This window comes from Ruegeria atlantica (assembly GCF_001458195.1).
Classification (GTDB): domain Bacteria; phylum Pseudomonadota; class Alphaproteobacteria; order Rhodobacterales; family Rhodobacteraceae; genus Ruegeria; species Ruegeria atlantica.
In genome coordinates this window covers 1-13150 of sequence record NZ_CYPU01000041.1, presented here as the reverse complement: position 1 = coordinate 13150, position 13150 = coordinate 1, and the positions used below count along the sequence as shown (strand labels likewise).

General features: G+C 54.0%; 9 protein-coding genes, 1 tRNA gene, 2 rRNA genes and 3 pseudogenes. 8 read left to right on the top strand and 7 right to left on the bottom strand.

Annotated features, from left to right (window positions below):
- The 3 genes from RUA4292_RS14355 to RUA4292_RS14345 form a co-directional block, all read left to right on the top strand.
- A 23S ribosomal RNA gene (locus tag RUA4292_RS14355) occupies positions 1-2150 on the top strand; the annotation flags it as partial.
- A gap of 181 nt (positions 2151-2331) precedes the next feature.
- A 5S ribosomal RNA gene (gene rrf / locus RUA4292_RS14350) occupies positions 2332-2446 on the top strand.
- A 95-nt stretch (positions 2447-2541) separates the two neighbouring features.
- Positions 2542-2618 (top strand) — tRNA-Met (locus tag RUA4292_RS14345).
- Here RUA4292_RS14345 and RUA4292_RS24075 read toward each other — a convergent pair.
- Positions 2575-3645: a recombinase family protein gene (locus tag RUA4292_RS24075; protein WP_233493443.1), complete on the bottom strand. Its 1071-nt coding sequence runs from the start codon at positions 3643-3645 to the stop codon at positions 2575-2577. The two genes, RUA4292_RS14345 and RUA4292_RS24075, sit on opposite strands and share 44 nt — an antisense overlap.
- Positions 3646-3648: 3 nt before the next feature.
- Between RUA4292_RS24075 and RUA4292_RS25490 the strand changes: the two genes are divergently transcribed.
- Positions 3649-3783: a hypothetical protein gene (locus RUA4292_RS25490; RefSeq protein ID WP_267885456.1), complete on the top strand. Its 135-nt coding sequence runs from the start codon at positions 3649-3651 to the stop codon at positions 3781-3783.
- A 60-nt stretch (positions 3784-3843) separates the two neighbouring features.
- On the opposite strand, the pseudogene RUA4292_RS25315 reads toward RUA4292_RS25490, so the two are convergent.
- The 3 genes and pseudogenes from RUA4292_RS25315 to RUA4292_RS14325 form a co-directional block, all read right to left on the bottom strand.
- Positions 3844-4212: pseudogene (locus RUA4292_RS25315) on the bottom strand (recombinase family protein); the annotation flags it as partial.
- Positions 4213-4369: 157 nt separating this feature from the next.
- Complete coding sequence (locus tag RUA4292_RS14330; protein ID WP_058278229.1) at positions 4370-5428, bottom strand: tyrosine-type recombinase/integrase; 1059 nt, start codon at positions 5426-5428, stop codon at positions 4370-4372.
- On the bottom strand, positions 5421-6020 hold the full coding sequence (locus tag RUA4292_RS14325) for a site-specific integrase (RefSeq protein WP_058278228.1): 600 nt from the start codon (positions 6018-6020) through the stop codon (positions 5421-5423). Before RUA4292_RS14325 ends, RUA4292_RS14330 begins: the two co-directional genes overlap by 8 nt.
- A 163-nt stretch (positions 6021-6183) precedes the next feature.
- Between RUA4292_RS14325 and RUA4292_RS14320 the strand changes: the two genes are divergently transcribed.
- The 3 genes from RUA4292_RS14320 to RUA4292_RS24975 all read left to right on the top strand — a co-directional run bounded on the left by RUA4292_RS14320 (position 6184) and on the right by RUA4292_RS24975 (position 9878).
- Positions 6184-6993 carry a hypothetical protein gene (locus RUA4292_RS14320; protein ID WP_058278227.1) on the top strand — a complete coding sequence of 270 codons (810 nt, stop codon included), beginning with the start codon at positions 6184-6186 and terminating at the stop codon, positions 6991-6993.
- Positions 6994-7093: 100 nt separating this feature from the next.
- Positions 7094-8221: a guanitoxin biosynthesis MBL fold metallo-hydrolase GntH gene (gene gntH, locus RUA4292_RS14315; RefSeq protein WP_082637114.1), complete on the top strand. Its 1128-nt coding sequence runs from the start codon at positions 7094-7096 to the stop codon at positions 8219-8221.
- Between the two features lie 541 nt (positions 8222-8762).
- Positions 8763-9878 (top strand): hypothetical protein, encoded by a 1116-nt coding sequence (locus RUA4292_RS24975; RefSeq protein ID WP_058278225.1) that lies wholly within the window; start codon positions 8763-8765, stop codon positions 9876-9878.
- A 117-nt stretch (positions 9879-9995) separates the two neighbouring features.
- Here RUA4292_RS24975 and RUA4292_RS14305 read toward each other — a convergent pair whose 3' ends face one another.
- The 3 genes and pseudogenes from RUA4292_RS14305 to RUA4292_RS24065 all read right to left on the bottom strand — a co-directional run bounded on the left by RUA4292_RS14305 (position 9996) and on the right by RUA4292_RS24065 (position 12268).
- Complete coding sequence (locus RUA4292_RS14305; RefSeq protein ID WP_158507033.1) at positions 9996-11360, bottom strand: LssY C-terminal domain-containing protein; 1365 nt, start codon at positions 11358-11360, stop codon at positions 9996-9998.
- A gap of 129 nt (positions 11361-11489) precedes the next feature.
- A pseudogene (locus RUA4292_RS14300) lies at positions 11490-12065 on the bottom strand (IS30 family transposase); the annotation flags it as partial.
- Positions 12029-12268, bottom strand: coding sequence for a P-loop nucleotide/nucleoside kinase family protein (locus RUA4292_RS24065; protein WP_082637112.1), 240 nt, complete (start codon positions 12266-12268; stop codon positions 12029-12031). The pseudogene RUA4292_RS14300 and the gene RUA4292_RS24065, both read right to left, overlap by 37 nt.
- A 115-nt stretch (positions 12269-12383) precedes the next feature.
- On the opposite strand from RUA4292_RS24065, the pseudogene RUA4292_RS24060 reads away from it, so the two are divergent.
- Positions 12384-13150, top strand: a pseudogene (locus RUA4292_RS24060) (transposase); the annotation flags it as partial.

Below are 13150 nucleotides of genomic sequence, written 5' to 3'. Positions count from 1 at the left end.
CGTGGGATCAGACCCGAAACCGAGTGATCTAGGCATGGCCAGGTTGAAGGTAAGGTAACACTTACTGGAGGACCGAACCCACATCCGTTGAAAAGGATCGGGATGAGCTGTGCCTAGGGGTGAAAGGCCAATCAAACTCGGAGATAGCTGGTTCTCTGCGAAATCTATTTAGGTAGAGCGTCATCCGAATACCCCGGGGGGTAGAGCACTGGATGGGTAATGGGGCCCCACAGGCTTACTGATCCTAACCAAACTCCGAATACCCGGGAGTACTAGATGGCAGACACACTGCGGATGCTAACGTCCGTAGTGGAGAGGGAAACAACCCTGACCTACAGCTAAGGCCCCCAATTCATGGCTAAGTGGGAAAGCAGGTGGGACGACCAAAACAACCAGGAGGTTGGCTTAGAAGCAGCCATCCTTTAAAGATAGCGTAACAGCTCACTGGTCTAAATAAGTTGTCCTGCGGCGAAGATGTAACGGGGCTCAAGCCATGAGCCGAAGCTTAGGATGCCGTAAGGCATGGTAGCAGAGCGTAGTGTGACATAGACTTATCCTCTTTAGTGTCCTTCGGGGCACCTTGGAGGATCGAGTCTTTTCGATGAAGCCGGCGCGTGAGCGATCCGGTGGAGAGATCACTAGTGAGAATGATGACATGAGTAGCGACAAAGAGTGTGAGAGACACTCTCGCCGAAAGTCCAAGGGTTCCTGCTTAAAGCTAATCTGAGCAGGGTAAGCCGGCCCCTAAGCCGAGGCCGAAAGGCGTAGGCGATGGGAACTAGGTTAATATTCCTAGGCCGTGGAGTGGTGACGGATCTCAGAGGTAGTTCATCCTTATCGGATTGAATGGGCTGCTGAGAGGTTCCTGGAAATAGCCCTCCTATAAGACCGTACCCTAAACCGACACAGGTGGACTGGTAGAGCATACCAAGGCGCTTGAGAGAACGATGTTGAAGGAACTCGGCAAAATACCTCCGTAAGTTCGCGAGAAGGAGGCCCGGTTCCTAGGCAACTAGGGGCTGGGGGCACAAACCAGGGGGTGGCGACTGTTTATTAAAAACACAGGGCTCTGCGAAGTCGCAAGACGACGTATAGGGTCTGACGCCTGCCCGGTGCCTGAAGGTTAAAAGGAGAGGTGAGAGCCTTGAATTGAAGCCCAGGTAAACGGCGGCCGTAACTATAACGGTCCTAAGGTAGCGAAATTCCTTGTCGGGTAAGTTCCGACCTGCACGAATGGCGTAACGACTTCCCCGCTGTCTCCAACATCGACTCAGCGAAATTGAATTGCCTGTCAAGATGCAGGCTTCCCGCGGTTAGACGGAAAGACCCCGTGCACCTTTACTACAGCTTCGCACTGGCATCAGGATTGTGATGTGCAGGATAGGTGGTGGGCTTTGAAGCAGAGACGCAAGTCTTTGTGGAGCCTCCCTTGAGATACCACCCTTCGCACTCTTGATGTCTAACCGCGGTCCGTTATCCGGATCCGGGACCCTGCGTGGCGGGTAGTTTGACTGGGGCGGTCGCCTCCTAAAGCGTAACGGAGGCGCGCGAAGGTTGGCTCAGAGCGGTCGGAAATCGCTCGTTGAGTGCAATGGCAGAAGCCAGCCTGACTGCGAGACTGACAAGTCGAGCAGAGTCGAAAGACGGCCATAGTGATCCGGTGGTCCCGAGTGGAAGGGCCATCGCTCAACGGATAAAAGGTACGCCGGGGATAACAGGCTGATACTGCCCAAGAGTCCATATCGACGGCAGTGTTTGGCACCTCGATGTCGGCTCATCTCATCCTGGGGCTGGAGCAGGTCCCAAGGGTACGGCTGTTCGCCGTTTAAAGAGGTACGTGAGCTGGGTTTAGAACGTCGTGAGACAGTTCGGTCCCTATCTGCCGTGGGTGTAGGAGACTTGAGAGGAGTTGCCCCTAGTACGAGAGGACCGGGGTGAACGATCCACTGGTGGACCAGTTGTCGTGCCAACGGCAGTGCTGGGTAGCTATGATCGGACAGGATAACCGCTGAAGGCATCTAAGCGGGAAGCCCCCCTCAAAACAAGGTCTCCCTGAGGGCCGTGGAAGACCACCACGTCAATAGGCCGGAGATGTAAGCGCAGTAATGCGTTCAGTTGACCGGTACTAATCGCCCGATAGGCTTGATTTGATCCAGTAATGGAAAGACAAATCAAAAACATACACCTCATTAAACATGGATAACTTCGCAGCAAAACGCTGCGGTGTTGATTGACATAACTACCGAGTGGCAACGCGCATTTGCACGCAAATACGTCGCCTGCCACTCGTCGCGCTTTGCAACGCAAAGCCGCGACGGGGATTTTCCTCGGTTTGGTGGTCATAGCGCAAGTGAAACACCCGGTCCCATCCCGAACCCGGAAGTTAAGCACTGCCGCGCCAATGGTACTTGGGCTTAAGCCCCGGGAGAGTAGGTCACCGCCAAACCTAGAAAAATCCCACAATCAAACTTCTCTCTTACGATGAAAAAAACACTACCCGGTCTCAACTAGCCAAATAGGCGGTAGACCAACGCAAACTGTCGCGGGATGGAGCAGCCCGGTAGCTCGTCAGGCTCATAACCTGAAGGTCGTAGGTTCAAATCCTACTCCCGCAACCATTACTGTCGAACAAGCCGCCTCCGGGCGGCTTTGTTCGTTCTGGGGTGCTCCCAGCGCCATCAAGCCCGCCAGTTCCCCAATGAGTTCAATTGTATATGTACCATCTTCCAGAACCAATCGAATCTCTGACAATAGGCCGCGAATGATGGATGTTGCCTCAGCTTGCGAAGAGGGATCGCGCAATGCCTTGGTCAAATTGGCGACTTGTTCCCGAAACACATCGGACAATCCGGGATGCAGCAAAACCGGTTGTTCATCAGAGGCGGAGGCGATCAAGGCTTCAAGTTCCGATTTGCGAACCTCCAACGCCGTCAGCTTATCCTTCATGCTGGCGTGAAACATGCCATCGCTGATGGCGTCTATTAGATGTGCAATCTTGCGCTCGATCTGCGCCAGATCACGTGTCGCGCTACTCCGTTCCTGTTGAATGGACCCGGCAAGACGGTTGTATTCCTCTTGATAGGCTTTGGTGAATTCCGCGATCAGATCAGGATGCAGCAACTGCTCCTTGAGGCCGGAGAGAACACGGTCTTCGAGCTCCGCGCGTTTGATCGTCAGCCGATTATCGCAGGTGCCTTTGTTCCTATGAGTGGAACAGCCGTAATAGTGTTTGCCGACTTGGATGACACCGCCACCACAACCCCCACAGGTCAGCATGCCGGAAAACAGATGCCGTGCCCGCTTGGTTAAACCCAGTTTCCTGATGCCATCGCTGATCGCGGTGCTGCGCGTTTCTTCCTGTCGTGCCTTAACAGCGTTCCACAGGTCATCGGACATGATGCGTAGATCGGGCACGTCTTCAATCACCCAGTCTTCGGGCGGGTTCAGCCGCGCCTGTCGTTTGCCAGTGTCCGGGTCTTTGACGAAACGCTGCCGGTTCCAGACCAACCGTCCGATGTAAAGTTCGTTGTTCAAGATGCCGGTGCCACGCTGGTGGTTGCCGTAGATCGTCGATGCGCCCCACGTGCCACGGGGTCCAGGAATGCCCTCATCGTTCAGGTTGGCAGCGATGTTGCGTGGGCTCAGTCCATGGCCGTAATCCTGAAAGATACGTTGAACGATCTGGGCTTGGCTTTCATTGATCCGCCGTTCCCCTGTGGTGACAGACCCGTCTGCGCTCATGTCTCGCACGACATCGTAGCCGTAGGTGATCCCACCGGCTGACTTGCCTTTGCGCACACGCCCCTCCAGTCCGCGATGGGTCTTTTGAGCCAGGTCTTTTAAGAACAGACTGCTCATGGTCCCCTTGAGGCCGATATGCAGTTCGGAAATCTCTCCTTCAGCCACAGTCACAATCGGGATGCCCTGAAACCGCATCTGCTTAAAGAAGGCCGCGATATGTTCCTGATCGCGGCTGATCCGGTCGAGACCTTCGGCTACGACGACATCGAACACGTTGCATCGAGCGTCCTCCAGCAACCGTTGATATCCGGGACGCAGATGGGACGCTCCGCTCAGCCCCCGGTCGGAATAGGTCTGGGCCTCCTGCCAGTCGTTGCCATTGATCAAGCGTAGACACAGCCGATGTTGGTCCTCGATGGAGGCGTCACTTTGAAGATCGGTGGAGTAGCGGGCGTAGATGGCGGCGCGCATGGGTCGGGCCTTTCGGACTGAGAAACAAGTTGGCCCAACCCATTATAGGCATGGATTGGGCGGTGTCTTCCACTTTCGATTGCAACCCGTTGCAACGGAAAATGCTTTGGTCATAGGCATTTGGCCGAACCGACGAGCGGCCTTTGGGGTCGATAGCTTACCGTCTGCGACCCAAGGTCTTCATCTTTGCCTGCAGGAGAGATTGGTAGTCGTCACAGGCTGACAGTCCGGTGGCACGATTGTAGTGCTTCTGAGACATGTCCAGCGTGGCATGTCCGAGGATATCCCGGATGATGTTAACATGTTCCGGGTCTGTCTCTGCGATGCTTGTCGCCGCAATGTGCCTAAACTTGTGGGTGCGCAACTCGACGCCCAGCATGCGTTTTGCCACTTTCGGCAGCTCACGAGACAGGCCATGGGGGGTAATCGGGTCTCCATATTGGCTGATCCACAGCGCATTGGATGTCTTAGGTCCGAGCAGGATCGGGCGATGGATGCCCAAATAAGACTCCATCGGCTGTACTAGAACCTTGGGTAGAGGAAACCACCGCGCTTTTTTGTCTTTGGTGTCTTCCGGCGAAAGGTGAACCTCGAATCCTTCGGCGTTTTTGCGCAGATGCTGGTTCGTTGTCAGCGCGAGCAACGTGCGACGGCGCACGGGCCGCGAGATCAGAAAGGCGATCATCAGACTTGCGCGAAAGTGGATTGCGCGCTTCAGGTCACTGAGAGACGGATCACTCTCCACATCTTGGAGCCATTGCAAGCTTTTAGTCAGAGCGTCACCTGCCAATATCGGAACCGCCTTCGGCAGGCTTTTGCGATCTGCCAGATGTACCAGGCGGTTGGACAGTTTGTTTAGCCAGTCCCAATCTCCTGACGGGTCCATGGCCTTTACAAGCACATAGAGATCACAAATCATGTTCTTGCGGGTCATTAGGCCTACGCGCGCTTCCGCTTCTTCCAGAAATCCCTGCACGGCATCGTTAGTAATGCGATCCGTCGGGGATCGATCCAAAAGGGCAGGCTGATGACGCTTTATCCATGACAGCCAGTATCCGTAGCTCTGGCGTCGTTTGGAGCGGTTGCCTTCGGACCAGCTCGCACAGGGGCCTGTACCGTCAAAGATGTCACCTTCCGCGAATAGGGCCTCCCAGACGGTTTTATCCGCCTGGGGCCAATTTTGATAAAGAAGAACAAGAGGAATGGGGTTAGTCATTAGACGTCCCCCGGAACTTCGAAAGAACCACCTCATCGTAGTGATCATGCGCCCACTGGTTGCTAAGCGAGGCATAAAAATCCATCGTCGTCTGAAGCCGATTGTGTTTGAGCAGGCGGCGGACGGTCTCGAAGTCTCCGGGGCGTTCTTCTAGATAGAGCTTGGCCGCGATGTGGCGGAAAAGATGTGGGTGAACCTTCAACCCGGTCTCACGAAAGATGCGACGGGTCAGATCACCGCCAAAGTTTGCGGGCGACCGGGGCTTTCCATCACTGCTGCGGGGGAACAGGGCACGGCCACCAACCTGCGACACCTGCGGTCGGAACTGCATGATATAGCGGTGTAAAATCTTGGAACTGCGGGCATTCAGTTTGACCTCAATCGGCTCCCCATTCTTGACCTCGATCCCTTCGATACGGATGGAATAATAGGTGTGCGTCCCCGAGCGGGCCGGGATCAAATGCTTGTCCAAGTCAAGGTTCGCGAGGTTTTTGACGCGCATGGGACAGCTCAAGAGGATCGTAAGCGCTGCTGCATGCATCGCCGCCAGTGCGCTGTCGCGCCGGGTCGCTCTGTCTTCCGCCCGTGCCATCAGAGTAAGGGCCTCGATAACCGGGTCGAAGAGCCGCCTGGCGAAATTGACTTCGCCTGTTCTCTATCAGGTTCAAGCAAGTTGGCGATGCCTCGGGTAGAAAACCGCGTCAAACCATATATTCTGAAATCGATATTTCCTTAGGTCATTTTGGGGGAATGCAATGTGGATTACTCTGAAACTAGCAGCGCAATTTCTGCTGAGCATCGGAATGGCGCTGTTTTCGGCACAGTTGGTACATGCCCAAGCATTGCCTCGTGATGAGGCCGAAGAAGGGACTTGGCGCCATTCGATCACACCTTACCTATTCCTGCCTCTCAGCACCATCGGGACGTCGACCGTTGCTGGTACCAGTGTCGATTTGGACCTGAAACTGAGTGATGTTCTGGACCTCCTCCAAGGCGCAGCATCGGCGCGGTACGAAGGGTGGAACGGTAATTTTGGACTCATTTCCGAAGTTTACTACGTAAAGCTCGGCGAGGACGCGACGTTACCTGTCGGAGGCGCATCTTTAGACGTGGACATCCGGCAGACATTCTTCAACGTGCAGGGTGCTTACCGGTTTGCCGATGGGGTGAATGCGTCAGGCCGACGGTACGCTGCGGATGCCGCTATCGGGGTACAATGGAACCGCCTGAAACAGGAAATCGATATCGCTGGACCGGGGCCTGGCATGACCCTGGGCGGAACTGAGGAATGGTTCGAGCCGATGATCGCCGTGCGTTATGCGGTTGAACTCAATGAGAAATGGAACTTTGCCAGCCGCGCCCAACTAAGCGGATTTGGTGTGAACGGTGACGATCTTCAATATCTGGTTCTGGCGGGTTTTGACTGGAAAGGCTGGGAAAACACGTCACTGCGGTTTGGTTACCAGTTTTATGGCATAGACTATTCGACGGACCGTTCAGATGGGGAGTTTGCTTATGATGTCGATCAGAACGGCCTTTACGCTGCGGTCGCATTTCATTTCTGAGGCGCGCGTCCGCTCTGGATCCAAGGCGGGCGTCCGATTTCGGGCTGAAGGCATTTCGTAGTACCCTTACCGACATCAGAATGTTTTGGGGGGACTTCGTATGCGATTGAATTTGATATCAACTCTCGGCCTGGCAATTGCTGCAATATGTTCAACCGCAGCTTCTTATAGTGCGTCAGAAACGCGAAAATTCTATTACCCCAGCACTGAGCCACTTGGTGAAGCTGAGATGCGGGTGATCTCGCTAGGGACAGGAACACCCAATTTTCGACACTCTCAGGCTTCTGCATCATGGTTAGTGGAACTCGGAAACGGAGATAAGTTTCTGTTTGATGTGGGAACCGGATCGCTTGCCAATCTCGCGGCACTGGAAATCCCCTACACTTATCTCGACAAGGTTTTTATCAGCCACCTGCACGTCGACCACATCGGTGATTTGGATTCACTATACGTTGGCGGGTGGGTTTCCAACAGGACCGTTCCACTCCGCGTCTGGGGACCAAGCGGTCTTGAACCTCAGTATGGAACGGCCGCTGCCGTCGATGGACTGAAGCAGATGCTTGCCTGGGATGTTGCCGGGCGACGAGGCAACATGCCTTCCTCAGGTGGCCATATTGAAGTTACGGAGTTTGACTATTCGAAAAAACAAGTGGTTTACGAACAAAATGGCGTCGTAGTGCAGTCATGGCCCGCAATTCACGCTATTGATGGTTCCGTCTCTTACAGTTTGGAATGGAACGGTCTGAAGTTCGTTTATTCCGGTGACACCAATCCTAACAAATGGTTTGTGGAAAACGCACAGGAGGCCGATCTCGTCATCCATGAATGCTATCTGACAGTGCAACAGTTTATAGACTTCAAAAACTATGATCCCGAGCGCGCCCGTCTTGTTGCGACCGTGGTTCATACCCCGCCTGATGCCTGCGGTAAAATATTCGCAATGATCAAGCCACGCCACGCGATTGCCTATCATACGTTTTCGGACTTCGACATTGCACCGAGCACTATCGCAGCAATCCGCGAGACCTATGACGGTCCGCTGACGTTGGGCCAAGACATGCTGGTTTGGAGCATTACAGAAGATGCAATAACCGTGCGCGAAGTTGTGGGCGCTGAAAACCCCTTGCCGGTTGAGCCTCCGACACCGGCGGGGCCGCCTGACCCAAGTGAACGCATAGATATGTCCGATTGGCTAAATGCGGGCCGACTCGACCTTAATGATGAATGAAATGAGGAAAAACCGTCACTATGACGATTTAGGCTGTGACATAGGCCCGCTTGCGGCACCGGTTGAGCAGGAGTCACCCACTTCACCCGGTTCGGTGAAATCTGCTGCGCGACCGTAAACACCTCGCTGCTAACGCGGCAGTTTTCTGTGTGAGCAATAGCTACGCTGGCAAAAGACCGCTTCGTTGCATTTCTCGGTTTCGAAATCGACCGCCGCGAAACGGGGTATGAAATCTCGTGGGATCAACACGAGCGAAAGACCGGTCTGGGGAATCCGCTGTATTACCGAATTTTTCACGCTGCATCCGCGAGGGTTTTCTGCATTAGCAATAGCCGCGCAGGCAAAAGGCGGCTCCGTCCGCAAAGTAGACGTTCAAGCAAGTTGCAGCGAAAGACCGCAATGCGGACAAACCCGCCGTCTGGAGAACTCGGTGTTGCAAAGAGTTAAAACGTGTCAATAGAGATATCAGTCCCGTGGAGCTCACAATGAATAAACTGTCCGGTCGCCTTTCCCGCGAACTTATCGAACTTGGCGATTCATTATGATTGACTGGCTGTGTTCTTGTGCGGTTGCAGGAATTTTGCGCAGCTTACAGGCCAGTAACATCGTCGCAATTTCAGTAATTGCGACCCTTTCTTCGTGTTCTGCACCCACGACGCGTCAATTTTTCGTTGAGGCGTCTGCGATTGACAAAGTCCCAGACAGTCTTGTCGCGGTAGAGGATGGTCGAGGGCGTTTTCGTGAAATTTTCTGCAGTGTTTTAGAAGCTCGGCAATCCGAACTACCAGACTATAAGAATTGCGATGTCGCATTGACCCTCGTGGCAGACGAAAAAGCAGGTTCCGGGGCTCCTGTCTATCTGGCTCCCTCGAAATCAAACCTGACAGTCTACTTTGTTCCGGGTATTGGTTGGGATTGCTTTTCGCAATGGCTAGCGCCGCCAAAAACAGCCGTCAAGCACATCAGGCAGCTTGGCTACGGTTTTGAAGCCGTTCCAATTGAAAGCCTATCTAGTAGCAGCCGGAACGCCCGTATCATTCGCGACACGGTAATGCGCTCACCTAAATCGGAAGCAGGCTCACGTGCGGTTTTGGTGGGCTATTCAAAAGGCGCGCCCGACATTCTGGAGGCGGTGGCAACCTATCCCGAACTGGCGTCGCGCGTCGCCGCTGTTGTCAGTGTGGCTGGCGCGATTTGGGGGTCGCCGCTTGCGGAAGACGTGGCTTTTGCCAACTTGGCGCCTATCCGAAACTGGCCCGGAGCAAAGTGCGCAGTCGGAGACGGCGGCGGTTTGGAAAGTCTGTTACCTGGAGAGCGGGCAGAGTGGATGGCCGAAAATCAGCTGCCGACTCAAATTCAATATTATTCGGTAGCGGCGCTACCGCACCCTGACAACATCTCGGCAATTTTACGGCCAAGTTACGCCAAATTGTCGAAATCGGACCGTCGCAACGACAGCCAAGTCCTGTTATTTGATCAATTCATTCCGGGAAGCACTTTTCTGGGCTACTTGAACGCTGATCACTGGGCGCTTGCCCTACCAATTGAGCGCTCTCACCGTTTGATTGGCAAGACTATCGTGAATCGAAACTCATACCCCCGCGAAGCTCTTCTAGAAGCAATACTGCGTAACGTTGAAGAAGACATTGCAAAGTGACTGGCTTGCGTTAAGCGCTCTGGATAAAACTGCGCAAGTGAGGAATTTCAGATTCGGAAGCGCCCCAGCGATCAACTGTTTGAAGCATCATCATTACTAGGCTCGCCAAGCAACGTTCTAATTTCTTGGCCGTGATGGCTGCGGCTCTTCCCAGTCCAAATACCTAATGTCTTTAGTCAGAACCCGGTCACCAGAAACAAACAATACGACCCGGTTACCATCGGTATAGTATGGGTCTCTGGTATAGTTAACGCGCCCTGATCCTCTGCCAGCTGGACCAACGCCACTTACATGTCCAATCGCACGAAGCGATCGGGACGCAATCATGTCTAAGGTGACGTATAACCGGGCTTCGTCTACAAGGGGGTCGATCTTGTGAGTAACCACGGTCACACCGGATAGCTTAATACCGATATCGCGACTGACCTGACCAACCCAAACCGGCTCTCCATTCATGTTCACAGGCGCACGCCACATTCGCATGTGGTTTCGTTCGTCCACATTTCTTCGAACCTTTTGCAAGGCAATGTCTTGTTCTCGTCCAAAAAGAAAAAGGGGTGAAATCGGCGATGTACGGTATTGGGACTTGAACACTGACGAAGCGACCATCCGCCCAACGGAGCTCGCGCGCGTGGTTTCGGTTAGATCCCAGCCGCGGCGCGCCAAAGCCGCCATAACTTTCCGTCCTTCTCCAACAAAAACCAAATTCAACGGATCTCCATCCGTCCTGCGGTCCCCTCCGGATGTGCAGCACGGTAGTTTTTCAAGATAACGGCGAAGTTCGTTGAGAGTGAGGTCGCGGCGATCTGCGGAAGCGTGAAGGGACCGAAAATCAACCCTCTGATAATCTGCTTCGAAACCCGGTACGGCTTGAAAAAAGTCTAACGACCTCACTTCGTTCCGCCCCATAACTTCGATCGTGTAAGCTTTCCTACCAGGGTCCAGATTAGTGTAAACAAAACCGGAAACGGATGATCGCGCCGGAATGCGTACTGGAATGTGCTTTTCATGAAAGTAGTCGGCCCTTTGCGCCAGTGTATTCGCTTTTGGAACGTCTGGGCTGTCATATCTCCGAAATTTCCAAGCAACCTCAGAGGGCGAAAAATAGTTTGCATCAACATTGATCAGCATTAGAAAGAAGTCGGTCAATTCATCGTTTTTTATCTCGACCCAAATTGGTTGAATATCCTTCTTCGCTAGTGGGTAACCTAAGCTAAAGAGCGATTCCTCGGGGCTAAGTACAACAGACGATACTTGGACTCCGCCTGATGCACGGGTAACTGCCCGATCCTTAAAGTTGGTCGGATCGTCTTCTGGAATGGAGGCTGAGCAGCCTCCTAATAGAATAAGGAAAACAACATTTAATAGCCAAAGGCTCACCTTGACCAACATTGAAAGGCCATGCATGGATGGCAGTCCGGCATCAATTTCGACACCGGGCTTCTTTTGTTCTCTGGCAAGCGGACACGTGGTATCTGGCATTTGTATGCATCCATAGTCGGTATGATGCATCCCTGAGGAGGACGCTCGTCGATGTTGGCACGATACGCGTTTTGTACCAAGACAAGCTTGTTTACCAAGGCTTCGACACGTCCGCTTTGGGCTGCCGTTTCAACCGATCGCCGCAACACATTCATGGAACGTCTCTGCTGGTGAGAAGTAATGCAACGTTTTTCTTGGCCGCTCGTTGAGTTCACGAGCAACTGCGTCGAGATGTTCCTGGCTGTGCACTGAGAGGTCGGTGCCCTTTGGGAAGTACTGGCGCAGGAGACGGTTGGTATTCTCGTTGGTGCCGCGTTGCCACGGGCTGTGCGGGTCGCAAAAGTAGATGTCGAGATCGGTGGCCAGTGCCAGGTTCTTGTGATCGGCAAGCTCTTTGCCGCGGTCCCAGGTCAGCGTCTGGCGAAGCTCTCTCGGCAGATGTTGGATTTGTGCGGTCAGCGCAGCCACGACAGTCTGCGTTTCTTTCCCGCCCACCTTCACGAGCATGACATAGCGCGTGCGCCGCTCCACCAGCGTCGCGATGAAGCTGTTCTTCGAGCCGGCGATCAGGTCACCTTCCCAGTGGCCGGGAATGGCGCGGTCTTCGACAGCGGCCGGGCGTTCCCGGATCGAGATCGCATCCTTGATTTGACCGAGCCCATCCCGCTTCAGGCTAGCATGGCGAGACCGGCGGATGGCACGTGTCGCCCCATGACCGGTCGCAGTTTCAAAGCGCAATTCACGTAGTCCTGCAGGGACTTCATCTGGTCGCCAAACAGGGCGCTAAGCCATTCATCTTCCGAAATGAGCACGACTGCGTCTCTTTTCGCTAGTTCCGCTGCCAGCGTAGATTTTCCAGAAGCGACTTTGCCGCATAGCAAGTGAAGCGTTGAAATAGCCTGTGACATAGAACGAACTCCCGGATTACCTGATGGTCCCTGCGCTAAGTTGGTCCGCCAGTTGATCATGAGCCTCCCCATTTGAATGGGCCCACCGTTAAGATTAGGAAACGGAGGACCAAGAATGGCAAACAAGCGACCGAAGCCGGAAGAAATTGTCTCGAAGTTGCGGCAGGTTGAAGTTCTGATGGGGCAAGGGATGCCGCGTCTGGATGCGATCAGACAGATCGGCGTTGTGGAGCAAACCTATTACCGCTGGCGCAAGCAATATGGCGGAATGGGTGTAGACCAATTGAAGGAACTTAGGCGGCTTCAGAAGGAAAATGAGCGGCTCAGGCGTGCGGTATCAGACCTGACGCTCGACAAGCTTATCCTGACGGAAGCATCGAAGGGAAACTTCCAAGCCCCTCTCGTCGCCGTGCTTGCGTCGCTCATGTTCGCAGCCAGTTCAAAGTTTCCGAGCGCCGTGCATGCCGCGTACTGGGACAGCACCGATCCACGCAAAGGCGTATTCCACGGGGCCGACCCGATGAAGAACAGCTGGTGGCCGACATGATCGAGCTTGCCAGGCAGTATGGTCGGTATGGGTATCGCCGGGTTGCGGTGTTGCTGAGAGAGGCTGGATGGTCTGTCAGTGATGGGCGCATTGAACGGCTTTGGCGACGAGAGGGGCTGAAGGTGCCTGCAAAACAGCCCAAGAAGGGACGGCTTTGGCTAAACGATGGTTCATGTGTTCGACTCAGGCCGGAACATAGCAATCATGTCTGGAGCTATGACTTCGTGCATTGTCGCACCGATGATGGGAAACCTTTCCGGACGTTGAACATCATCGACGAGTTCAGCCGGGAGTGCTTGGCAATCAGGGTAAAGCGAAAACTAAACTCGGCGGAT